Genomic DNA, 21,673 nt, shown 5'->3' with positions numbered 1-21,673 from the left:
ACGTACAAGGAATCTGTCATGGCCGACCCTCGACCGATACAGTTTGGAAACGGCAGAGAACTGCTGGACGTGTTGATCCGCGCGGGATTGATCGCCGTGCTGGTGATGTCCTGCTTCGAGATTTTCAAACCCTTTCTGAGCCTGATGTTGTGGGCGGTGATCCTGGCCATCACCCTCTACCCCTTGAACCAGCGCCTGGCTGGCTGGCTCGGCAACCGCCCCGGCTGGTCTGCGGTGCTGTTGGTGATTGTTGGCCTGGCCTGCCTGATCGGCCCCTTGAGCCTACTCGGCACCTCGGTGGCCGAATCGGTCCGGCTGGGGATCCAGGGCTTCGAGGATCAAGCCATCGAAATCCCCGCGCCGCCGTTGAGTGTCAGCGACTGGCCGATTATCGGCGCTCCGCTTTACAAGATCTGGGCGCATGCCAGCGGTGACCTGAGCTGGGCACTGTCACAAGTAGCCCCGCACCTCAAAGGCGTGAGCAAGACCTTGCTGACCCAACTGGCCGGCATTGGTTCGGGCATCCTGGTGTTTGTTCTGGCACTGATAGTCGGCGGCGTGATCATGGCCAAAGGTGAAACCGGCCACCGCACCGGCGTTGCCATCGCTACCCGCATCTCCGGCCCGCAACGTGGCCCGCAACTGGCGGCGCTGTGCACCGCGACTATCCGTGCGGTGGCGCAAGGCGTGGTCGGCATTGCTTTCATCCAGATGCTGCTGGTGGGCATCGGTCTGGTGGTGATGGGCGTACCCGCTGCCGGGGTGCTGGCCTTGCTGGTACTGCTGCTGGGGATCACCCAGTTGCCTATCCTGCTGATCACCCTGCCGGTGGTCATCTACGTGTTTGCCCACGACGGCGTCGGTGTCAGCACCATCATTTTCGCGATCTGGACCATCCTTGCCGGCCTCTCCGACAACGTCCTCAAACCCCTGTTGCTGGGGCGTGGCGTGGCCGTACCGATGCCGGTGGTGTTGATCGGTGCGTTGGGCGGGATGCTCACCAACGGCATCATCGGCCTGTTCATCGGCCCGGTGCTGCTGGCGGTAGGTTATGAGCTGTTCATGTCCTGGGTGGCGCAGCCATTGGTTGAGGATAATGCTCAGCCGCTTCCAGGGGACGATCGTTGAATGCATCGCGGGGCAAGCCCGCTCCCACTGGACATCATCCTCTGTGGGAGCGGGCTTGCCCCGCGATTGATCTCTGCCTACATCAATGGAACGGGAAGATGTAGTTCATCCAGGCTGCCATGCGCAGGAGGATCTTGCGCATCATGCCGATATGCTCGAAGTGCTTGCTATAGATGGCCGCCTGCCCGTAGGCCCCGCCCGGCACCTGCGCACTGTACTGGGCGTACTCAGGGTCAGTGATTTCGATGATCACCGGCACCCGTCCGGCCGGCGGTGAGCCGGTGTAGCCGATCAAGGTGCCGGAAGGCTGTACCTGACCTTCGGCAATCACCGTAATCACGTTCTTCACCTGGCCCTTGAATACCTTGCCGGGAATACCGTCAAAGGCGACCTCGGCCTCATCACCGGCCACCAGACGCAGCAAACTGTTCTGGCGCATCCAGGCGGCAAAGTAGTGACCTTCCTCAGGAATGAAGACCATCGACGGTCGTAGCGGCAGCTTGCTCGCCATCATGCCTGCGCGCAACGACACATGGGTGACGAAGCCATTGCTGGGGGCACGCACTACGGTGTTGTCCAGCTCGAACTGGGCGTTGTCGATCTGCGCCTGCAGGTCGTCGACGCGGGCGATCGCTGTTTCAAGCTCACGACGGGTGCCGAAGTTGCGTTTGATCAGCTCATTGATCCGGTACAGGTCACCCTTTGCCGCCAGATGCTGGGCCTGGAGTGATTTGAGCTTGTACTCAAAGGGTGCCGGGTCGAGGCGGAACAGGACATCGCCCGCCTTCAACGATTCGTTGCCTTTCACCGGCACGTCGATCACCTTGCCGGTGACCACCGGAATCACCGGCACCGAGACGAAATAGGTACGCGCCACCTCTGAATAAGGATGGTTGTAGTTCATGGTGAAGATCAGCGCACCGATCAAAATCACCCCACCCAGTACAGCAGTAGGCACAGTCCACTTGTTCAGCGGAATGCGAAAAATCTTGAAAATCGCAATACAGATGGCGGCGTAGGTCAGGATCAGTAACAAGTCCATGGCTTACACTCCCCCGCCGGAATCAGGTCGCGCAGCACTCGCCTTGGCCCGGTCTTCCTCCAGATGAGCCACCCGTTGCTGCAACTCGAACACCTGGCGTTCGAGATCGCCAATGGCGCTCTTGTCGCCCAATCCGCCAATCCCCCAACCGCGATCCTCGCGATAGAGCATTGCCCAGATCCACAGGAACGGCCACAGCGCGTGCAGGGTGAACAGGCTGACCCAACCGGTGGCATGGATCGCATCCTGATGCGGGTGATTGCGATGAACCGCGATTTCATAGGGGATGTCATGCAGGACGATGATGCCGTAGAACAGCACCAGCCCGGCAAAGATCAACACCCCTAGTGCAAAGTAATCAAGCATGGCTGCTCCAATAAGCGAAATTGCGAGATGTGGTTGTTGAAGTCTAATCAAACATTGCTGTTTCACTGCGAATTTAATCGCTATCAGCACTCGGGATACTGCGCCGGGACTCAAGCAGCGTGACGAAACTCGACAGGCTCTGGGACACGGTGCCGCGCCGCCAGACCAGCCAGGTGTTGAGGTAACGGAAGTCTTCGGACAACGGCCAGACACTCACCGTGGCGCAACCTGGCATGCTCTGCAGCATGCTGCGCGGCATCAACGCCAGGCCTGCGCCGGCACTGACGCAGGCGAGCATGCCGTGATAGGACTCGATCTCGAAGATCTTCCCCGGCACCGCGCCATCGGTGTTGAACCAACGTTCGAAGTGATGACGGTACGAGCAGTTCGACCTGAAGGCATAAATGTTCTCGCCGTTGACATCCTGGGCGCGATTGATCGGCCCATGGTTCAGCGGCGCAATCAGCACCATCTCTTCCTCGAACACCGGCACCCCGTCCAGCGCCGGATGCAGCACCGGGCCGTCGACAAACGCCGCCACCAGCCGCCCGGACAGCACGCCATCAATCATTGCCCCGGACGGCCCGGTGGAAAGGTCCAGCTCGACCTTGCTGTATTGCTGGTTGTAGGCAGCGAGCAAGGCCGGGATACGCACGGCGGCAGTGCTCTCCAGCGAGCCCAGGGAAAACGGCCCGCGTGGCTCTTCACCGGCCACGGTCAAGCGTGCCTCTTCGACCAGGCCAAGGATGCGCCAGGTGTAATCGAGGAAGGTCCAGCCTGCCGGTGACAGGCGCAGGCGGCTCTTCTCGCGGATGAACAACTCGACCCCAAGATCGGCTTCCAGTTGCTTGATCCGCGTCGTCAGGTTCGAAGGCACGCGGTGCATATGCTGAGCGGCAACGCTGATACTGCCGTGCTCAGCCACCGCCCTGAATATTTCCAGCTGAACCAGGTCCACATCATTCTCCAATCATGAACGAAAGACTCATTATTATTCAGTTTTCAAAACATGAATAGCCCTCTACGCTGGCGTCGTTCCCTAATTTTTGCAGGACAGTGCCATGACCGCGTTCTCCAGCCATACCCATGCCGTGTCGATCAACCCCGCCAACGGCGAAGCCATTGGTCATTACCCTTACCAGTCCGAGGCTGACCTCGATGCAGCGCTGACGCGGGCTGCAGGCGGTTTCGCGCACTGGCGGCGTACCGCCGTGTCCGAGCGCGCCGGGCTGATCCTTGGCCTGGCCAGCGCCATCCGTGCCAACGCAGCGGCCATGGCGCGGATGATCACCCTGGAAATGGGCAAGCCGCTGGCCCAGGCCCGTGGCGAAGTGGAGAAATGCGCACAACTGTGCGAGTGGTACGCCGCCCAGGGCCCGGGCATGCTCAGCGCCGAATCGACCCTGGTGGAAAACGGCAAGGCGCGCATCGAATACCGGCCACTGGGCCCGATCCTGGCGGTAATGCCGTGGAACTTCCCGGTCTGGCAGGTACTGCGCGGTGCCGTCCCGGCGCTGATCGCCGGCAACACCTACGTCCTCAAGCACGCGCCGAACGTGATGGGCAGCGCCTACCTGCTGCTCGACGTAATCAAACAGGCCGGCCTGCCTGAGGGTGTGTTCGAAGTCATCAACGTCACCCCCGACGGTGTGTCCCAGGCCATCAAGGACCCGCGCATCGCCGCGGTGACCCTGACCGGCAGCGTGCGCGCCGGCATGGCCATCGGTGCCCAGGCCGGCGCCGCGCTGAAAAAATGCGTGCTGGAGCTGGGCGGTTCCGATCCGTTCATCGTGCTTAACGACGCCAACCTCGACGAAGCGGTCAAGGCCGCGGTAATCGGCCGCTACGCCAATACCGGCCAGGTCTGCGCTGCGGCCAAGCGTCTGATCGTCGAGCAAGGCGTGGTCGAAGCCTTTACCGAGAAGTTCGTCGAAGCCACCCGTCAGCTGGTCATGGGCGATCCGCTGTCGGAGCAGACCTATCTGGGCCCGATGGCGCGTTTCGACCTGCGCGACGAGCTCGATGAACAGGTCCAGGCCACCCTGGCTGAAGGCGCAACCCTGCTGCTGGGCGGGCACAAGGCCGAAGGCGCGGGCAATTACTACGCGCCGACGGTGCTGGCCGATGTGACCGACCAGATGACCTCGTTCCGCCAGGAGCTGTTCGGCCCGGTGGCCTCGATCATCACCGCCCGCGACGCCCGCCACGCCCTGGAACTGGCCAACGACAGCGAGTTCGGCCTGGCCTCGACGATCTACACCCAGAACCTGGAACTGGCCGCCCAGCTCACCGAGGAGCTGGACACCGGCGGCGTGTTCATCAACGGCTACTGCGCCAGCGACCCGCGCGTCACCTTCGGTGGGGTCAAGAAGAGTGGTTTCGGCCGCGAACTCTCGCACTTCGGCGTGCGTGAGTTCTGCAACGCCCAGACTGTCTGGCTGGACCGCCGCGGCTGAGTGACCAGCGGTCGGTTCGCATCGGTACTGGCTCCGGGAGCGTTGCAGGCAATGGGCTAAACTCTAGCTCGGGGGCTGGCAATGCAACGCGACCGGAGGTGCACCATGAGCCAGTACCAACGCCTGTTCCTGATGGTCGGCGACGACATGCGCCACACCCCGGCGCTGGAGCGCGCCGCCGCGCTGGCCCACGCCACCGGTGCCACCCTGCATATCTGCGCGATTGTCGAGGAGCTCGACACCCTCGGCCTGCTCAGCGGCGATGAACACCGCAACCAGACCCGCGTAGAAGACAGCCGCCAGTGGCTCGCCGATGAAGCCACGTTGCTGCATGAAAACGGTATCCGGGTCAGCACCGAGGTGGTCCTGACCCGTGATCTGCTGGGCGCGACCCTGGACCAGGTAGCGGAGATCGAGCCGGACCTGCTAATCAAGGATGTGCTGCACGAACCCGCCTACAAGCGCCTGCTGTTCACCCCGCTGGACTGGCAGCTGCTGCGCGAATGCCCGTGCCCGGTGCACCTCGTCTCGGCAGTGCACTGCCCGCTGCCGCGCGTGGTGGTGGCTGCCGTCGACCCGACCCACCCTGAACACCCCCATAACGACCTCAATGAAACAGTGATTCAAGCCGCCAGCGATCTGGCACGCCAGTGCAACGCCGAACTGCACTTACTGCATGTGTGCGACAGCGCCCATACCCATATGGCCGACTTCGGTGCCGGCACGATTACCATGCCCGGCTTCGGCAGTGATGTGCGCAAGTCGATCCACAAAGCCTTCGAACACCTGGCCAAGCTTCACAACGTACCAGAGGAACGTCAGCACTTCCTGTCGGCACCGATTACCCGCAGCATCGCCGACTTCGTCGCCCACAACCGCACCGACGTGCTGGTGATGGGCAATCATCCGCGCAAACTGCTGGAGCGCCTGACCGGCAGCACCACCGAGCATGTCATCGATCACAACCTGTGCAATGTCCTGGCGGTCAAGGCCGTGGCCTGAGTGTCAGTCGTATTCGGCTTCGGCATGCTCGCCGAGCAGGCGGCGCTGGCGTGGCGTCGCAGCGGCGAGCACGTCGGGGTTGAATTGCCAGTGCAGGTACGGCGAGAACTTCTGCGCAACCATGCGCCGGCCATAGTGCACCTGCAGCATCGAGCGCGTGCGATCGGTGCTGCGGTTGTCGCTGCCACCGTGCCAGAGTTCGCTGCGAAACATCAAAGCATCGCCCGCGCGGCAGAGAATGCTCTGCGCTGACTGTCCCTGCCACTGCTGCTCACCCGGCGCCGGCTTGCGCCCTGCCCTGTGGCTGCCCGGCAACACTTGGGTCGGGCAGAGTTCGGCGTCGATATCGTCCAGGTAAAACTGCACGGTACAGATCTGCATAGGCAGCTCGAAAGCGGGGTCGGCCAACAGGGCTGGCGGTAACTCCATCACCAGATAATCCAGGTGCAACGGCATGCCCTGGTAGCCGGGATGGCTGCGCCAGGCGGTCTGGCCGATGATGTGGCAATCCTCGCCCAGCGCCGCTTCGGCCAGTTCGATGACCCCAGGCAGGTCGAGATAGGCCAGCCACAACGGGTCGCGGTTGAACACGCATTTGTAGTGTTCCAGCAGGCCGTTGTAGTCCCAGTGCTGGGGCACAAGGCTACTGATCGCGGCTTGCAACTGAGCAACCTGCGAGGGCGCCAGCACCCCGGGCAACAGCAGGAAGCCGTCACCCCGCAGAGCGCTGAGGCCCAGGCTCAGCAAGGGTTGATCGTCCATGCTGGCGCTCTACTCAGGCCAGTGCAAGTTGACCTTGACCGGCGCAGTACCGTCGATCAGCACCTGCTGACGCATCTGTTGCCCGTTGAGGCTGGCAATCACCTGGTAATGACCGGCCGGGACCTTGGCATAGAGCATCGGTCCGATATCCTGCAGGGTCAGTACCGGCTGGCCGTTGGCGGATTCGATGCGCAGTTCGGCACCGCTCTGGTACTTGTTTTCCGGCCCGGACGACAGGGTGATTTGCAGGTTGTAGCCGCGCGTCTGTTGCAGGGCGCGGGACTCATCGATGCCAATGCCGCCCTCCAGGTAGCTGATGCCGTTCTGCTCCTTGGGCTGCAGGTGCACCGCAGACATATCGATGGGCTCTTCGGCGCTCGGTTGGGCAACCACTGCCGGTGCCACGCAAGACAGGGCCAGCGCCAGGGCGAGGCCATTCAGAAGGCTGTTCTGGTAACGGTTCATGGCGAGACCTCCAAACAGTATCTGGCCCCCTTATTATCCCGTGCATTCCAGTGTCGCAGCCCTGCGCCTGACACGCGGCTCAGCCCTCGCGCAACCAGTCGATAAAACGCGCAAAAAGCTCCGATTGCGAGTTGATCTGCAGCTTCTGGTAGAGATTCTTGCGGTGCATGCGCACGGTTTCCGGGGAAATACCCAGTTCGCTGGCCGTGGACTTGGCCGAGTGACCGCGCAAGATCATGTGCGCCACTTCGCGCTCGCGATCGGTCAGCACCTGGCAGCCAAAACTGTCGAATGCGGCCTGGAGACTGTTGTGCCCGCCGGCATTGCCGGTTTGCGCCAGGCCATGACGGGCGAAGCGCGCCAGCAGCTCGCGGACCATCGGCTCGACGGCGCGCAACAGATGGACCTGCTCGGTGCCCAAGCGCGAACCGCTGCAGCCCTGGAACAGGCTCAGGGAAATCTTCCGCGCATCACCGATATCGGCAATGAAATAGCTGTCTTCACTGCAGCCGGTGCCCAGGTAATAGGTCTTGTAATAGTCACTGTCGAAGAAGTGGTCCGGGGCGATGTCTTCGAGATGGTAGAAGCCTTGCGCCAGACCGCTCTCCACCGCCAGACAAAAGGGATCGAGCAGGTAGCCCGCGGCGAAGTAGCGATTGAGGATGGCGTCGCGGTGCTGCTCGGGAATGCCCTGCTGGTACAGCAGCTGCGGCGCCTGGCCCTGGCACTCGAGGCTGATCATCATCGACTCGACCGCCACCAGCTGGCTGATGGCCGCGGCCAGATACCCGAGGGCATCCGGCGCTTCGCTATGGGCAAAAGCGTTCTGCAGCGCTGCATGCCATTGCTGCAGGGCGCCAAAAGACAGACAGATCGGGGTTTCAGGAGATGCGTGGCTCATGCTCCGCAGTCTAACGGCTGGAGCACGAGCCTGCACCTGTGGGCCACTCATGTGCCGCTGTACAGCCCTTCACGGCGCAACTCGGTGGCGGTCTCGACAATGCACTGACGCAGCACCTCGACAATCTCGTCCACCTGCGCATGGGTGATGATCAACGGCGGTGACATCACGTTCAGGTGCATGATCGGCCGTACCAGCAAACCTTTGTCCTGGGCGCGACGGTGGATGCGCTCGCCGATGTTCACCTCATCGGCGAACAACGCCTTGCTGCGCTTGTCGGCGACGAACTCGACGCAGGCCATCAGCTTCATGCAACGCACGTCGCCCACCAGCGGCAGCTCACGCAGGCTTTGCAGGCGCTGCTCCAGGTAGCCGCCGACATCATTGACGTGGGCCAGCAGGTTTTCCCGCTCGATGATCTCGATATTCTTCAGCGCCGCCGTGCAGCACACCGGGTGGCCACTGTAGGTAAAGCCGTGGGTGAAACAACGGCCCTTGCCCGGCTCGGCAATCACCTTCCAGATGCGATCGGAGAAGATGCATGCGCCCAGCGGCAGGTAGGCCGAGGTCAGGCCTTTGGCGGTGGTGATGATATCCGGCTGCACGCCGAACAGTTCTTCGCTGGCGAAGAAAGTGCCGAGGCGGCCGAAGGACGTCACCACCTCGTCGGCGACGAAGAGGATGTCGTAGGTCTGGCAGACCTGCCACATGCGCAGGAAGTAATCCTTGGGCGGGATGATCACCCCGCCCGACCCCATGATCGGCTCGGCAAAGAACGCCGCGACATTGTCGGCGCCCAGCGAGAGAATCTTGTCTTCGAACTCAGCCACCAGGAAGTCGAGGAACTCGGCCTCGTCCATGTCATCCGGTGCCCGGTACGGGTTGGGGTTGGAAACGTGGTGGATCAGATCGTGGGCGTAATCGAACTCCGGCACACGGTCGGCCGCCTTGTTGCCGATCGACATGGTCAGGGTGGTCGAGCCGTGATAGGCGTTGTAGCGCGCAATGATGTGTTTCTTGTGCGGCTTGCCGCGGCAGTTCTGGTAGTACTGGATCAGGCGGTAGGCGGTATCGACTGCGGTCGAGCCACCGGTAGTGAGGAACACATGGTCAAGATCACCCGGTGCCAGCTGGGCGAGCTTTTCGCACAGTTCGATGGCAACGGTGTTGGCCATGTCGGAAAACGGGTTGGAATAAGCCAGCTTGCGCACCTGGTCGGCGATGGCCAGGGCCATTTCCTCGCGGCCCAGGCCGATGTTGGTACACCACATGCCACCTACCGCATCGAGGAAGCGGTTGCCCTCGGTGTCACGGATATAGGCGCCCTCCCCGGCAACAATGTTCAGCGCACCCTGCTCGCGGTGCTCGTCGAACATGTGATAGCCGTGCATGTAGTGAGCCTTGTCGGCCTCCACCAGCGGATCATGGGCAAAAGCAGTTGCGACAGCGTTGTTTGACGTAGCCATGGTCTGTTCCTTGGCAATGGGAATTGAGGTTAGTCAGAAACCGGTCTTGACCGTGCTCCAGACCCGGGTGATGGCGCGCATATCGCGGGCGTCCTGGGTTTTCTGGGCAAACAGGCGTTCGCGGGTAGCGTCATCGGGGTAGATCGCCGGATCGTTGCGGATGTCCGCCTGCACCAAGGTCGTGGCCGCTGCGTTGCTGTTCGCGTAGCGGATGTAGTTGGTCACCTCGGCCATGGTCTGCGGCTGCAACAGAAACTCGACGAAACGATGGGCGTTGGCGCTGTGCGGGGCATCTTTGGGCAGGTAAAGGTTGTCGAACCAGATCAGCGAGCCTTCCTTGGGGATGAAGAACGACAATTTGATGTCTTTTTTCGCTTCCTCGGCGCGGGCCTGGGCGATGGCGTAGTCACCCGACCAGGTCAGGGCCATGCACACATCACCGTTGGGCAGGCTGGTGAGGTAGTTCACCGAGTCGAATTTCTTGATATAGGGGCGGATATCCAGCAGCAGCTTTTCGACCGCCTTGAGATCAGCCGGCGCCGCACTGCGTGGGTCTTTGCCCAGGTATTTGAGCGCCAGCGGGATCACCTCGGTGGGTGCGTCCATCAGGGTTACACCGCAGTCGGCAAAGCGCGAGACGATCTTCGGGTCGAACAGCATGGCCAGCGAACCGATCGGCGCATCGGGCATGCGCGCTTTGATCTTTTCGACGTTGTAGGTGACGCCGTTACTGCCCCAGGTATAAGGCGCCGAGTATTTCAGGCCGGGGTCATAGCCTTGCAGCGCCTGCACCACCTGGGCGTCGAGGTTGTGCCAGCTCGGCAACTGTTGCTTGTCCAGCGGCTGGAACACCCCAGCTTTGATCAGTGGCGGCACCAGGGAGGCGTTGAGCATGACCAGGTCGTAGCCGGAGCGGCCAGTGAGCAGTTTGGTCTGTACGGTTTCGTAGCCATCGAAGGTGTCGTAGATCACCTTGATCCCCGTGGCTTTCTCGAAATCGGCCAGGGTGGTTTCGCCGATGTAGTCCGTCCAGTTGTACAACCTGAGTGTGTTGCCGGTGTCCACTTCAGCGGCCAGGGTGGCCGTGGCAGTGGACGCCAGCAACAGACTGCACATCACCTTCAGTGCCTTGCGCATAGCAACTCCGTCGTGTGACTGCTCAGGGTGAGCCGATGGACTTACTATCAGGTGATTCGCGGGTGGCGACCATAACCCGAATGGGTGGGTGGCTAAAAACATCGCGGGGCAAGCCCGCTCCCACAGGATCCACATCCCTTCGGTGGGAGCGGGCTTGCCCCGCGAAAAACTATCACCTGTACATCAAGCCAACGGATACAACGCCTCATCAAACTGCGACAAACGCGGAAACACCAGCGGCTGGTCATCCGACAAGTGCTGCAGACGCTGCTGGTAACTGTGCAGGAAGTCTTTGCGCGCCTCCTCGCTGATATACGGCACATGCCAGGCCACAAACGGCTCAAGCACGTCAAAACCGACATACGCCAGAGTGCCACGCAGTATCGGCCGCAGCATATCCTCCAGCGGCCCGTGGATCGCCCCTTCGCCGAACATGTGCTCGCGCCCGCCAAGGGTCACGGTCACCAACGCTTTTTTGCCGACCAGGCCGCCCTGGTCGTAGAAGCGCTTGCCGCCATAGCAGACACCGGACACCAACACCCGGTCGATCCAGCCTTTGAGGATGGCCGGGGCCGAGAACCAGAAGACCGGGAAGTTCAGCACCACAAGATCTGCCCACAACAGCTTGTCCAGCTCTCCCTGGATATCCGCGGCAATCGAGCCGCTCTTGACCCCCAGGCGCTGCTCCAGGGCATAGACCAGGTACTCGGGATTCTCCCGCGTGGCAAAGTCATCGGCACTGGCCACCGGGTTCCAGTTCATCGCATACAGGTCACTGACCTGCACCTGATGGCCCTGGGCCTGGAAGGTTTCCACGGCTGTGTCACGCAGCGCGGCGGTGAAGGATTGCGGCTCGGGATGAGCGTGAACGATCAATACATTCATCAGGGTTTTCCTTAAACAGGTTGCAGCGTAGAAGGAGCGGCGCGGCTGGCCAGCAGGCGATTGAGCCAGTCAGGGTCCATCTCCGGCTCGGAGGAGAACAACAGTCCGGTGTAGTCGCGATACGGCGGGCTGAAGATGGCATCGCGGCTGCCGTGATCCACCACCCGCCCGCGCTGCATCACCAGTACTTCGTCGGCGATGGCGCGCACCGTGGCCACGTCGTGGGTAATGAACAGGTAAGCCACACCCAGCTGTTGCTGGATGCGGTTGAGCAGTTTGAGCACGCCTTCGGCCACCAGCTGGTCCAGCGCCGAAGTCACCTCGTCGCAGATGATCAACTGCGGATCGGCGGCCAGCGCCCGGGCAATGCAGATGCGCTGCTTCTGCCCGCCGGACAGCTCGCGGGGCTGGCGCTCCATGTACTGCGCCGGGTCCAGCTCGATCATCTCCAGCAGTTCGGCCACCCGTTTGCGCATGGCCTGGCCCTTGAGCCCGAGGTAGAAGGTCAGTGGCCGACCGATGATGTCGACAATGCGCTGGCGCGGGTTCAGTGCGGTGTCGGGGATCTGGTAGATCATCTGGACCCGCCGCAGCTGCTCCTTGCTGCGCTGGCGGAAGTCGGCCGGCAAGGCTTCACCGTCATACAGCACCTGCCCCGCCGTCGGTGGCAGCAGGCCGGTGATCAGCCGCGCGGTGGAGCTCTTGCCACTGCCGGACTCACCGATCACCGCCAGGGTCTGACCCCGGTGGAGCTTGAGCGAGACATCATGCAACACCGGCTGCTGGCCGTAACTGGCGCAGGCCTGGCGCACTTCGAGCAATGGCCGTTGCTGCGCCGGACAAGGCTTGGGTTCGGTGCGAAAGCTGCGCACCGCCCACAGCGACTTGGTGTAATCCTGCTGCGGCGCGTCGAGCATGCTGCGGGTGTCGGCCTCCTCCACCAGCTTGCCGTGGCGCAGGACCATGATGCGGTCGGCCATCTGCGCCACCACCGCCAGGTCGTGGCTGATGTACAACGCTGCGCTGCCGTAGGTCTTGACCGCATCGCGAATCGCCGCCAGCACTTCGATCTGGGTGGTGACGTCCAGCGCGGTGGTCGGTTCGTCGAAGATGATCAGGTCCGGATGACACGCCATGGCCATGGCGGTCATCACCCGTTGCAGCTGGCCGCCGGAGACCTGGTGCGGATAGCGCTGGCCGATCTGTTCGGGGTTGGGCAGGCGCAGCACGCGGTACAGCTCCACTGCTTCGGCTTCGGCCTGGGCGCGGTCGATACCGCCGTTCTTCACTGCGGTTTCAACATGCTGGTCGATCAGGCGGTGGGCCGGGTTGAACGACGCTGCAGCACTTTGCGCCACATAGGCGATACGCAGGCCACGCAGCTTGCGCAAGGTTTCGGCGCGGGCGCCGACCAGTTCCATGCCGTCGAACCGCACCGAACCGCCGATGATCCGGCAGCCATCGCGCACATAGCCCATCGAGGCCAGGCCCAGCGTCGACTTGCCGGCCCCCGACTCGCCGATCAGCCCCAACACCTCACCGCGTTGCAGAGTCAGGTCGATGCCTTTGATCAGCGGATGCCAGGCGTCTTCATAGTGCCCTTCGATACGCAGATCGCGGATTTCCAGCAGCGGCTTTTGATTATTCACTTGGGTCATGCTCAGCACTCCTTGAGGCCGCTGGATGCGTGCAGCACCCAATCCACGACGAAATTGACACTGACCGTGATCAACGCCACTGCCAGCGCCGGCAACAGCGGGCTGATATCACCGAAGGTGATCAGTACCGCGTTGTCGCGCACCATGCTGCCCCAGTCGGCGGTTGGCGGCTGGATACCCAGGCCGAGGAACGACAGCGCGCTGATGAACAAGAAGACAAAGCAGAAGCGCAGGCCGAACTCGGCGATCAAGGGCGCTGCGGCGTTGGGCAGCACTTCGCGGCTGACCAGCCACCACAGCCCTTCCCCGCGCAACCGCGCCGCTTCGACAAAGTCCTGAACCACCACGGTCATGGCCACCGCCCGTGACAGGCGAAACACCCGCGTGGCATCGAGCAGCGCAATCACCAGCACCAGCGAAGTGGCCGTGGTGCCAACCACACTGAGGATCAGCAAGGCGAAGATCAGCTGCGGGATGGCCATGAGAATGTCCACCACCCGCGACAGGCCCTGATCGATCCAGCCGCCCTTGATCGCCGCCACCAGCCCGCAGAAGCCGCCCAGGGCAAAGGCCAGTACGGTGGTCAGAAAGGCAATGCCCAGGGTGTTGCGAGCGCCGTAGACCAGGCGGCTGAACATGTCGCGCCCGAGGTTATCGGTGCCCAGCAGGAACTCGCCACCCCACGGCGCGAAGCCCTCGCCGACCACCTGGGTCTCGCCATAGGGCGCCAATAACGGGGCGAACAGCGCCACCAGCACATACAGGGCGATCACCAGCAGGCCGAACTTGGCGCTCAACGGCGCGCGCAGCAGTTGTTTGATCAGGCTCATGGCTTACCCCTTCGGATGCATCAGGCGTGGATTGCTGGCAATCGACAGCACATCGGCCGTGGTATTGAGCAGGATGTAGGTCGCGGCGAAGATCAGGCTGCAGGCCTGCACCACCGGGATGTCACGCTTGGCCACCGAATCGACCAGCAACTGGCCGAGGCCGGGATACACGAACACCACCTCGACCACCACCACGCCCACCACCAGGTAAGCCAGGTTCAGCGCGACGACGTTGATGATCGGCGCCAGGGCATTGGGCAAGGCGTGGCGGAAGATGATCCGCGCCGGGCTGATGCCCTTGAGCCGGGCCATCTCGATATAGGGACTGGCCAGCAGGTTGATCAGCGCCGCGCGGGTCATGCGCATCATCTGCGCGATCACCACCAGGCTCAGGGTCAGCACCGGCAACAGCGAACGTTCCAGCACTTCGGCGAAACTCGCTCCCGGGGCCAGGTTGGAGATGCTCGGCAACCAGTTGAGCTTCACCGCGAACACCAGGATCAGGATGTAGGCGACGAAGAACTCGGGGAACGACACCGCGCTCAGGGCACTGGTATTGAGCAGGCGGTCGAACCAGCTGTTGCGGTACAGCGCCGCGAGCATGCCCAGCAACAGCGCCACCGGCACCGAGACCAACGCCGCCAGCGCCGCCAGGCTGAAAGTGTTGGCCAGACGGCTGCCGATCAGTTCGGCAATCGGTCGCTGGTTAGCCAGCGACAAGCCGAGATCACCGTGCAGCAGTTGCCAGGCCCACTGGCCGAAGCGGGTCAGTGCCGGTACATCCAGGCCCAGCTGGATGCGCAGCGCCGCTACGGTTTCCGGGGTGGCGGCCTGGCCGAGCATGGCCTCGGCAACGTCGCCCGGCAGCATGCCCACGGCCAGGAAGATGATCACCGCCACCGCAAACAGCGACAACAGGCCCAGGGCCAGGCGCTGCACAAGCAGTTTGTAAAGACTATTCACCGGACAGTTCCTCGAACAGACACAACGAAAGGTGGCACTGCGGGTTCAGCCCTCAGGCCTGCCACCAGCGCTCGATCAGGCGCAGACCGTCCAGCTCACCGTAAGGAGCAGTCACCCCGCCATGGGTGACGCGCCTGGAGCGGGCAGCCACGGAGCTGGCGAACAGCGGCACGATCGCCCCGCCTTCGTCGCGGCACAGGGCCTGCATTTCGTTGTACATCTCCTGGCGCAGCGGCGCGTTCATCTCGCCACGGGCGGCATTGAGCAGCTGGTTGAAACGTGGGTTGTCCCAGTGCGTTTCGTTCCAGGCCGCGCCCTTGGCGTAACCGATGCTGAACATGCGGTCGGCGGTCAGGCTGCTGTAGAAGAACGAGGTGGTGAAAGGTTGCTTCATCCACACGTTGCTGAAGAAGCCATCGGCCGGCTCGCGCACCACGTCGATGTCGATACCGGCTTGGCGCGCCTGCTCCTTGAACAACACCGAAGCGTCCACGGCGCCGGTGTACGCGGCATCGGAGGCTTGCAGGCGCACCTTGAGCGAGTCGACACCCGCCTGACGCAGGTAGAAGCGCGCCTTGTCCGGGTCATACGCGCGCTGCTCCAGCGCGCTGTTTATAAAGCGGCTGCCGGGCTGGATCGGGTGATCGTTGCCGATCTGCCCGTAGCCGTAGAGCACCGAGGCGAGCAAGGTCTCGCGGTTGATCGCGTGCTTGAGGGCCAGGCGGATGTTGTTGTCCTGGAACTGCGTGCTGTCGGTCAGCATCGGGAAGGTGTAGTGCTGGGCGCCTTTGGTTTCCTCGATGGCCAGGTTCGGATTGCGCTTGAGCAAAGCCACGGTTTTCAGGTCGACCTTGTTGATCACATCGACTTGACCGGTGACCAGCGCATTGACCCGCGCCGCGCCATCGGCGATGGCCAGCAGCTCGGCACTGGCGAAATGCGCCCTGCCCGCTTTCCAGTAATCCGGGCTGCGCTCCAGGTCCATGCGCACGCCGGGCTCGAAGCCCTTGAGGCGGTAGCCGCCGGTGCCCACGCCAGACTGCCAGTCGGCGGCACCGTCCTTGGCCGGCATGATCGCCAGGTGATAGTCGGCGACCACATAGGCAAAGTCGACGTTGCCCGAATGCAGCTCGAATACCACGGTATCGTTGCCCTCGGCGCGCACCTGGGCGACGTCACCGAGCACGGTCTTGGCTGCCGAGGTGGACTTGTCGCCGAGGTGATGCTGGATCGAAGCGACGACATCGTTGGCGTCCAGGGTCTTGCCGTTGTGGAAAGTCACGCCCTTGCGCAGGGTGAAGGTCCAGATCCGTGCATCGGGGCTCAGCTCCCAGCGCTCGGCCAGCTCCGGAATGGCGCTGCCATCCACGGCGATCTCGCTGAGGGTGTTGTACACCGCCGAGAAGCCGACAAAGGTGAAGGTATCGGCCCAGGTGCCCGGATCGCGCGAGTCGGTGGTACTGCCACCGGCCAGGCCCATACGCAGCACGCCACCGGCTTTGGGCGTGGCCTCCTCGGCCCAGCCGCGCATCGGCAGGCCAAGGCTGAAGGCGCCGGCCACCGCGGCTGCAGTGGCGCTGTACTTGAGAAAATCGCGACGCGGCAAGCCGCCGTCGTGCATCGCTTGAGTAATTTTGTTGTTGTTATCGCTCATGGCATTGCCCCTGTTGAAGCGCAGAGAAAAGGATTCAGCCGACTTCGCACGCATCGATGCTGCAAATATTTGTATTTGTCATCGTGACAATTACATTAGACTCAATCACACACCGCTGCCAAGCCCCGATAGGCTAACTTTTTGTAGGAGCGGATTTATCCGCGATGGGGCGCGGAGCGGCCCCGGCAGCCGGGCCTGCTACGCAGTCCATCGCGGATAAATCCGCTCCTACAACAGTGTTTTTCAAAGGATTCTGCAGACCATGAGCCAGTCCACCCGCCTGATCACCGCCTCGTACATACTGTCGTTCGTGGCCGCCAACGCCCCGCAGAAGCTGCGTACCGAGACCATCGCCAAATGGGTCAAGACCCACCCTACGCGCGTGCGCAGCCTGGTCTCGCTGATGGTCAAGGCCAACATCCTCAAATCCTGGCGCGGTGCCCACGGCGGCTTGACCCTGGCCCGCCCGGCCAGCGAAATCACCTTGCGCGAGGTGTATGACGCGGTGCAGGAAAGCTCGTTGATCGCCGAGAAGATCGACAACCCCTTCTCCGGTCTGGAAGACCACTGCAAGGTGTTCGAGGTGTTCACCCGGCTGTTCGCCATGCTGGAGGCCAACATGCGTCTGGACCTCGGTGCGATCACCGCTGACCAGTTGTTTGTTGCCTTCGACAAGCCGCTGGAAAAAGCCGAGCAGGCCTGAGCCTGCCCGGAGTACCTCAGATCAGATCTGCACGGCCTTGATCTCGACGAACTCGGCCAGCCCCTCCTCGCCCCACTCCCGACCGTTGCCCGACTGCTTGTAGCCGCCAAACGGCGCCTGGTAGTTGAAGGCTGCGCCATTGATAAAGCACTGCCCGGCACGCAGTTGCCGGCCCAGCTGCAAGGCGCGCTCGCGATCAGCCGCCCAGACGGCGCTGGACAAACCAAAGGGTGAGTCGTTAGCCAGGGCAATCGCCTGGGTCTCATCGGCATAAGGAATCAGGCACAGCACCGGGCCGAAAATCTCCTCCTGGGCAATACGCATGCGGTTATCGACGTCGGCAAACAGGGTTGGCTGCACATAGAAGCCCCGTTCAAAGCCCGCTGTACTGTCACCGCCACAGAGCAATCGCGCGCCCTCCTCCTGGCCAATGCGGATGTAATCCTGCACCGTGCGCCGCTGCGCCGCCGAACACATCGGTCCGAGGAAGCTCTGCGGATCTTGCGGATCGCCCATGACCAGTTTGCGGGTTTCATCCAGAGCGATCTCCACGGCCTCGGCATAGCGGCTGGCAGGCAGCAGCATGCGGGTCAAGGCGGTGCAGGTCTGCCCGGAGTTGATCATCACGTCCTGCACGCCATAGCGCACGGCGGCGTCAAGGTCGGCGTCGGCAGTAATCAGCAACGGCGACTTGCCGCCCAGTTCCAGACACACACGTTTCACCGTCGGCGCGGCGGTTTGCGCGACACGCACACCGGCACCGGTGGACCCGGTGAACGAGACCATGTCGACCTGCGGATGCCGGGCCAGCGCCTCACCGACTTTCGAGCCGGGCCCGCTGACCAGGTTGAATACCCCAGCCGGCAAACCGATGGCTTCTATCATCTCGGCCAGCAAGAAAGCATGCAACGGTGTTTCCTGGCTTGGCTTGACCACCACGGTGCAGCCTGCTGCCAAGGCTGGGGCGAGTTTGCCGATCAACTGGTGCAGCGGGTAATTCCATGGGTTGATGAACGCACAGACACCAACAGCTTCGCGGTACACCAGAGAATTACCGACCTCGCGCACTTCATCCATCAGGCCGGTCAGTTCAACGTACTGCTCAAGCCCGGCGATCGGCCCGTCCACCTGAACACTACGGCACCACTGCACCGGCATGCCCAGCTCGGCGGTGATGACGCTGGCCATTTCCTCGGCACGTGCCGTCAGTTGCTCGACCAAGGCGCGGATGTAACCTGCGCGTACGCTCGACGGTGTGCACGACCAGTCGGCAAATGCCCGGCGCGCTGCCGCTACGGCGCAGTTGACGTCCTCTTCGTTACCCAGTGGTACGCGACCGGTGACCGTCTCGCTGGCCGGGTCGATCACCTCGGCCATGCCCTGCCCGGATGGCACCTGCCAGGTGCCATCGATAAACAGCCGGGAGTATTCACGCATGGACCTTGGCCTCCATCAGTTCAGCCGCGCAGCGGGCAATGCGCTGGCAGGCATCGCGCAGCGGCTCGTCACTCAGTACCAGACCCAGACGGATATGCCCCGCCGCACTCGGGCCGAAGGCTTCACCGGCCAGCACCGATACACCATGACGGTCCAGCAAACGGTTCGAAAAGTCCTGAGCACTGAGGCCGGTTTCGCGGATATCGACCATAACGAACATGCCGCCATCCGGCTTGAGCGCCTTGAGCCCCGGGCAATCGGCCAGGCACTGGCAGACCAGGTCACGGCGCTGGCGGTAGGCGTCGCGCATCGCCACCAGCTCTGGCAACTGTTGCTCCAGCGCCACTACGGCGGCGTCCTGAATGAAGTCCGGCGAGCCGTAGAGCATGCACAGCGCCAGGTTTTCCAGATGCGTGGCCAGGGCTGTCGAGCCGACCACCCAGCCCACCCGCCAACCCGTCATGGCATGGGACTTGGACAGGCTGTTCAAGGTCGCCGTGCGCTCGGCCATGCCCGGCAGGCTGCCGGGGCTGATGTGCTCGCCTTCGTATAACAGTTCGCTGTAGACCTCATCGGAAATCAGCCACAGGTCATGACCGATGCACAGTTCGGCCAAGGCCTCCCAGGTCGAACGCGGCAGGCTTGCACCCGAGGGGTTGTGCGGGCTGTTCAAGGCCAGCGCGCGGGTGCGCGGGGTGATACGTGCGGCAACATCTTCGGGGCACACACGAAAACCGTTCTCGGAACGCACCGGCACCGGCACCACCGTCGCGCCACAGGCGCCGAACACGGCTTCGTAGGTGACATACATCGGCTCGGCGACAATCACCTCATCACCAGGGTTGAGTACGCATTGGGCAACGCAGAACAGCGCGCACTGGGCACCGGCCAGCACCGTCACCTGATCGGCGCTGACCGTCTGGCCGCTGCGCTGCTGGTGACGCCGGGCAATGGCCTGGCGCAGGGCCAGTTTGCCGCGTACGTCCGAATAGTGGGTATGGCCGTTCTGCAGGCTTTCGATAGCGGCCTGGACGATGGGCGCCGGGGTGTCGAAATCCGGATCGCCGACCGACAGCAAGAGGATGTCCTGGCCTTGCGCCTGCAGTTCGAGGGCGCGGTAGTGAATATCCCAGGCGGCAGCGCCGTCACCGGCAATGCGTTGGGTCAGATCGGAAAAGCGCATGGCAATCTTCCTGAATAGGGTTGGACGTCAGCGAGCGCAGGCGTGCTTGAGCTCGATCAGGGTCACGCTGTTGCGGGCGAAGCCGGCGCGCAGTTCCTGTTGCAGTTCATCGAGGCTGCCTGGCTGCGCCACGGTGCAGCCGAACGCCCGGCCGAGCCCGGAAAAATCGGGGTTGCGCGGCAGCACGCCGATGGGCTCGATATCCAGGTTGAGCATGTCGTCGCGGATCTGCCCCAGCGCGTCGTTGTTCCACAACAGCACAACCAGCGGGCGGTCCAGCTCTTCGACGGCCGTGGCCAGTTCCTGAGCGGTGTAAAGGAAGCCGCCGTCACCGACCAGCACCAACCCCGGACGATCCTCGGTGGCGAACATGCCGCCGATGCCCGCAGGCACGCCGTAGCCCAGGGTGCCGTAGCCGGTAGGATGCAACCAACTGCGCGGCGCGCGGCTGGCAAAGGCATAGTTGCCGGTGTAGGCCAATTGAGTCATGTCGGTGCTGATAAAAGCGTTGTCCGGCAGCTCGGCCGCAATCCGGTCAAGAATCGCCTGGTGGATCGTCTGCAGCGGGCCATGCCCGGCCTTGAGCGCCTGACGCAAGGCTGCGACCGAAGCGATGGCCGCCTCGGGGTTGCGCTTGATGTCCGGCAAGTGCTCCAGCAAGGCGCCTACGGTTAACCGTGCATCACCCTGCAAAGCCAGCGCGCACGGGTAGAAATCGTTGAACTTGCGGGGGTCGATATCCACCCGCAGCAGCTCGCCATTGAGCTCCAGGCGTTCACGCCAGAAGTCGGTGTCGGCCATCTCGGTGCCCACGGCGAGGATCACATCGGCTTCGGCGATCAGTTTCCAACCGGGCTCGACGCAAAGGCTTGCTCCGGCATTGAGCGGTGCTGCCGGGGCCAGCAGGCCTTTACCTGCAACGCTGGTAAACAGCGGCGCCGCCAAGCGGGTACTCAACTGTTGCAGCGCATCGGCAGCCTGCAACGCGCCGCCACCGGCGATGATCATCGGTCGTTTCGCCGCTGCCAGCTTGGCCGCTGCCTCTTCCAGCAGGCTACTCGCCGGCAAGCCACGGCTTGGGCGGCGGACCACTTCATTGCTCCAGTCACGCTTGACCGGCGCCGCCAGCACATCCAGTGGCACGGAAATGTGCACCGGGCGTGGCCGCTCACTGTCGAACACCGCATAGGCGCGGGCAATCAGTTCCGGCAAATCCTCAGCGCTCAAGGCCACGGCAGAAAACGCCGTGATCGGTGCGGTCATGGCGCGCTGGTCCTGGGTCTCGTGCAGGCAGCCCCAGCCTTTGCCCAGGCTCGCCGTGTGGTTGACGCTGGAAATCACCAGCATCGGGATCGAGTCGGCGTACGCCTGGCCAATAGCGGTAGCGGCGTTGGTGACACCCGGACCGGTGATGACAAAGCACACGCCGGGCTTGCCGCTGACCCGGGCATAGCCGTCGGCCATAAAGCCCGCACCCTGCTCATGACGGGTGAGGACGTGGCGGATGCCGCTGCCGGGCAAGCCGCGGTACAGCTCCAGGGTATGCACCCCGGGAATACCGAACACCGTGTCGACGCCGTAGTTGGCCAACAGGCGGACCAGCGCCTGGCCGCCGGTCAAGGGAGTGTTGTGCAT

At 62.9% G+C, this 21,673-nt stretch carries 20 protein-coding genes; 4 read left to right on the top strand and 16 right to left on the bottom strand.

The genetic code is table 11. The features are described 5' to 3' along the window. Positions 1-18 precede the first annotated feature (18 nt). Positions 19-1,128, top strand: coding sequence for an AI-2E family transporter (locus ACVI9W_RS24555; RefSeq protein ID WP_461531571.1), 1,110 nt, complete (start codon positions 19-21; stop codon positions 1,126-1,128). Between the two features lie 82 nt (positions 1,129-1,210). Here ACVI9W_RS24555 and ACVI9W_RS24550 read toward each other — a convergent pair whose 3' ends face one another. From ACVI9W_RS24550 to ptrR, 3 genes are all read right to left on the bottom strand, one after another. Continuing rightward, positions 1,211-2,170, bottom strand: a complete 960-nt coding sequence (locus tag ACVI9W_RS24550) for an HlyD family secretion protein (RefSeq protein WP_461531570.1) — start codon at positions 2,168-2,170, stop codon at positions 1,211-1,213. 3 nt (positions 2,171-2,173) lie between these two features. After that, the gene (locus tag ACVI9W_RS24545) at positions 2,174-2,536 is read right to left on the bottom strand and encodes a DUF3302 domain-containing protein (protein ID WP_461531569.1); all 363 of its coding nucleotides are present in this window, start codon (positions 2,534-2,536) and stop codon (positions 2,174-2,176) included. 73 nt (positions 2,537-2,609) lie between these two features. Next, positions 2,610-3,494 (bottom strand): putrescine utilization regulator PtrR, encoded by an 885-nt coding sequence (gene ptrR / locus ACVI9W_RS24540; RefSeq protein ID WP_038610608.1) that lies wholly within the window; start codon positions 3,492-3,494, stop codon positions 2,610-2,612. A gap of 103 nt (positions 3,495-3,597) precedes the next feature. On the opposite strand from ptrR, the gene ACVI9W_RS24535 reads away from it, so the two are divergent. Both ACVI9W_RS24535 and ACVI9W_RS24530 read left to right on the top strand, forming a co-directional pair. Next, positions 3,598-4,992, top strand: coding sequence for an aldehyde dehydrogenase family protein (locus tag ACVI9W_RS24535; protein ID WP_461531568.1), 1,395 nt, complete (start codon positions 3,598-3,600; stop codon positions 4,990-4,992). Positions 4,993-5,097: 105 nt separating this feature from the next. After that, positions 5,098-5,994, top strand: a complete 897-nt coding sequence (locus ACVI9W_RS24530) for a universal stress protein (protein ID WP_461531567.1) — start codon at positions 5,098-5,100, stop codon at positions 5,992-5,994. 3 nt (positions 5,995-5,997) lie between these two features. Here the strand turns inward: ACVI9W_RS24530 and ACVI9W_RS24525 are convergent, their stop codons facing one another. The 10 genes from ACVI9W_RS24525 to ACVI9W_RS24480 form a co-directional block, all read right to left on the bottom strand. Then, the gene (locus ACVI9W_RS24525) at positions 5,998-6,756 is read right to left on the bottom strand and encodes a phytanoyl-CoA dioxygenase family protein (protein WP_461531566.1); all 759 of its coding nucleotides are present in this window, start codon (positions 6,754-6,756) and stop codon (positions 5,998-6,000) included. A 9-nt stretch (positions 6,757-6,765) separates the two neighbouring features. Further along, complete coding sequence (locus tag ACVI9W_RS24520; RefSeq protein WP_461531565.1) at positions 6,766-7,221, bottom strand: carboxypeptidase regulatory-like domain-containing protein; 456 nt, start codon at positions 7,219-7,221, stop codon at positions 6,766-6,768. A gap of 79 nt (positions 7,222-7,300) precedes the next feature. Next, positions 7,301-8,122: a helix-turn-helix transcriptional regulator gene (locus ACVI9W_RS24515; protein ID WP_461531564.1), complete on the bottom strand. Its 822-nt coding sequence runs from the start codon at positions 8,120-8,122 to the stop codon at positions 7,301-7,303. 47 nt (positions 8,123-8,169) lie between these two features. After that, the gene (locus tag ACVI9W_RS24510; RefSeq protein WP_422422110.1) at positions 8,170-9,588 is read right to left on the bottom strand and encodes an aminotransferase; all 1,419 of its coding nucleotides are present in this window, start codon (positions 9,586-9,588) and stop codon (positions 8,170-8,172) included. 33 nt (positions 9,589-9,621) lie between these two features. Continuing rightward, positions 9,622-10,725, bottom strand: a complete 1,104-nt coding sequence (locus ACVI9W_RS24505) for a polyamine ABC transporter substrate-binding protein (RefSeq protein ID WP_461531563.1) — start codon at positions 10,723-10,725, stop codon at positions 9,622-9,624. Positions 10,726-10,908: 183 nt separating this feature from the next. Next, positions 10,909-11,610: an NAD(P)H-dependent oxidoreductase gene (locus ACVI9W_RS24500; RefSeq protein WP_461531562.1), complete on the bottom strand. Its 702-nt coding sequence runs from the start codon at positions 11,608-11,610 to the stop codon at positions 10,909-10,911. 11 nt (positions 11,611-11,621) lie between these two features. Beyond that, entirely contained in the window at positions 11,622-13,268 is a 1,647-nt protein-coding gene (locus tag ACVI9W_RS24495; protein ID WP_461531561.1) for an ABC transporter ATP-binding protein, read from the bottom strand. Positions 13,269-13,270: 2 nt separating this feature from the next. Further along, positions 13,271-14,098 (bottom strand): ABC transporter permease, encoded by an 828-nt coding sequence (locus ACVI9W_RS24490; RefSeq protein ID WP_461531560.1) that lies wholly within the window; start codon positions 14,096-14,098, stop codon positions 13,271-13,273. A gap of 3 nt (positions 14,099-14,101) precedes the next feature. Further along, on the bottom strand, positions 14,102-15,061 hold the full coding sequence (locus ACVI9W_RS24485; protein WP_157192460.1) for an ABC transporter permease: 960 nt from the start codon (positions 15,059-15,061) through the stop codon (positions 14,102-14,104). A 52-nt stretch (positions 15,062-15,113) separates the two neighbouring features. After that, positions 15,114-16,715, bottom strand: a complete 1,602-nt coding sequence (locus tag ACVI9W_RS24480) for an ABC transporter substrate-binding protein (protein WP_461531559.1) — start codon at positions 16,713-16,715, stop codon at positions 15,114-15,116. Positions 16,716-16,977: 262 nt separating this feature from the next. Between ACVI9W_RS24480 and ACVI9W_RS24475 the strand changes: the two genes are divergently transcribed. After that, entirely contained in the window at positions 16,978-17,418 is a 441-nt protein-coding gene (locus tag ACVI9W_RS24475) for an Rrf2 family transcriptional regulator (protein ID WP_133213102.1), read from the top strand. A gap of 21 nt (positions 17,419-17,439) precedes the next feature. Here ACVI9W_RS24475 and ACVI9W_RS24470 read toward each other — a convergent pair whose 3' ends face one another. The 3 genes from ACVI9W_RS24470 to ACVI9W_RS24460 are packed head-to-tail and all read right to left on the bottom strand — an operon-like array spanning position 17,440 to position 21,673. Next, on the bottom strand, positions 17,440-18,855 hold the full coding sequence (locus ACVI9W_RS24470) for an aldehyde dehydrogenase family protein (protein ID WP_461531558.1): 1,416 nt from the start codon (positions 18,853-18,855) through the stop codon (positions 17,440-17,442). Further along, positions 18,848-20,038, bottom strand: a complete 1,191-nt coding sequence (locus ACVI9W_RS24465) for a pyridoxal phosphate-dependent aminotransferase (protein WP_461531557.1) — start codon at positions 20,036-20,038, stop codon at positions 18,848-18,850. The genes ACVI9W_RS24470 and ACVI9W_RS24465 overlap by 8 nt, the downstream gene beginning before the upstream one ends. 27 nt (positions 20,039-20,065) lie before the next feature. Beyond that, positions 20,066-21,673 (bottom strand): 5-guanidino-2-oxopentanoate decarboxylase, encoded by a 1,608-nt coding sequence (locus ACVI9W_RS24460; protein WP_461531556.1) that lies wholly within the window; start codon positions 21,671-21,673, stop codon positions 20,066-20,068.

The organism is Pseudomonas sp. 210_17 TE3656, from assembly GCF_054821965.1.
Note: the sequence above shows the minus strand (reverse complement) of the source record. Positions and strands in the feature narration are given on the sequence as shown.

Bases quoted from the DNA above. Each gene is read 5' to 3' on its own strand.
- ACVI9W_RS24555 (WP_461531571.1), top strand. From the start codon at position 19: ATGGCCGACCCTCGACCGATACAGTTTGGAAACGGCAGAGAACTGCTG.
- ACVI9W_RS24550 (WP_461531570.1), bottom strand. From the start codon at position 2,170: ATGGACTTGTTACTGATCCTGACCTACGCCGCCATCTGTATTGCGATT.
- ACVI9W_RS24545 (WP_461531569.1), bottom strand. From the start codon at position 2,536: ATGCTTGATTACTTTGCACTAGGGGTGTTGATCTTTGCCGGGCTGGTG.
- ACVI9W_RS24535 (WP_461531568.1), top strand. From the start codon at position 3,598: ATGACCGCGTTCTCCAGCCATACCCATGCCGTGTCGATCAACCCCGCC.
- ACVI9W_RS24530 (WP_461531567.1), top strand. From the start codon at position 5,098: ATGAGCCAGTACCAACGCCTGTTCCTGATGGTCGGCGACGACATGCGC.
- ACVI9W_RS24525 (WP_461531566.1), bottom strand. From the start codon at position 6,756: ATGGACGATCAACCCTTGCTGAGCCTGGGCCTCAGCGCTCTGCGGGGT.
- ACVI9W_RS24520 (WP_461531565.1), bottom strand. From the start codon at position 7,221: ATGAACCGTTACCAGAACAGCCTTCTGAATGGCCTCGCCCTGGCGCTG.
- ACVI9W_RS24515 (WP_461531564.1), bottom strand. From the start codon at position 8,122: ATGAGCCACGCATCTCCTGAAACCCCGATCTGTCTGTCTTTTGGCGCC.
- ACVI9W_RS24510 (WP_422422110.1), bottom strand. From the start codon at position 9,588: ATGGCTACGTCAAACAACGCTGTCGCAACTGCTTTTGCCCATGATCCG.
- ACVI9W_RS24505 (WP_461531563.1), bottom strand. From the start codon at position 10,725: ATGCGCAAGGCACTGAAGGTGATGTGCAGTCTGTTGCTGGCGTCCACT.
- ACVI9W_RS24500 (WP_461531562.1), bottom strand. From the start codon at position 11,610: ATGAATGTATTGATCGTTCACGCTCATCCCGAGCCGCAATCCTTCACC.
- ACVI9W_RS24495 (WP_461531561.1), bottom strand. From the start codon at position 13,268: ATGACCCAAGTGAATAATCAAAAGCCGCTGCTGGAAATCCGCGATCTG.
- ACVI9W_RS24490 (WP_461531560.1), bottom strand. From the start codon at position 14,098: ATGAGCCTGATCAAACAACTGCTGCGCGCGCCGTTGAGCGCCAAGTTC.
- ACVI9W_RS24480 (WP_461531559.1), bottom strand. From the start codon at position 16,715: ATGAGCGATAACAACAACAAAATTACTCAAGCGATGCACGACGGCGGC.
- ACVI9W_RS24475 (WP_133213102.1), top strand. From the start codon at position 16,978: ATGAGCCAGTCCACCCGCCTGATCACCGCCTCGTACATACTGTCGTTC.
- ACVI9W_RS24470 (WP_461531558.1), bottom strand. From the start codon at position 18,855: ATGCGTGAATACTCCCGGCTGTTTATCGATGGCACCTGGCAGGTGCCA.
- ACVI9W_RS24465 (WP_461531557.1), bottom strand. From the start codon at position 20,038: ATGCGCTTTTCCGATCTGACCCAACGCATTGCCGGTGACGGCGCTGCC.
- ACVI9W_RS24460 (WP_461531556.1), bottom strand. From the start codon at position 21,673: ATGCACAACACTCCCTTGACCGGCGGCCAGGCGCTGGTCCGCCTGTTG.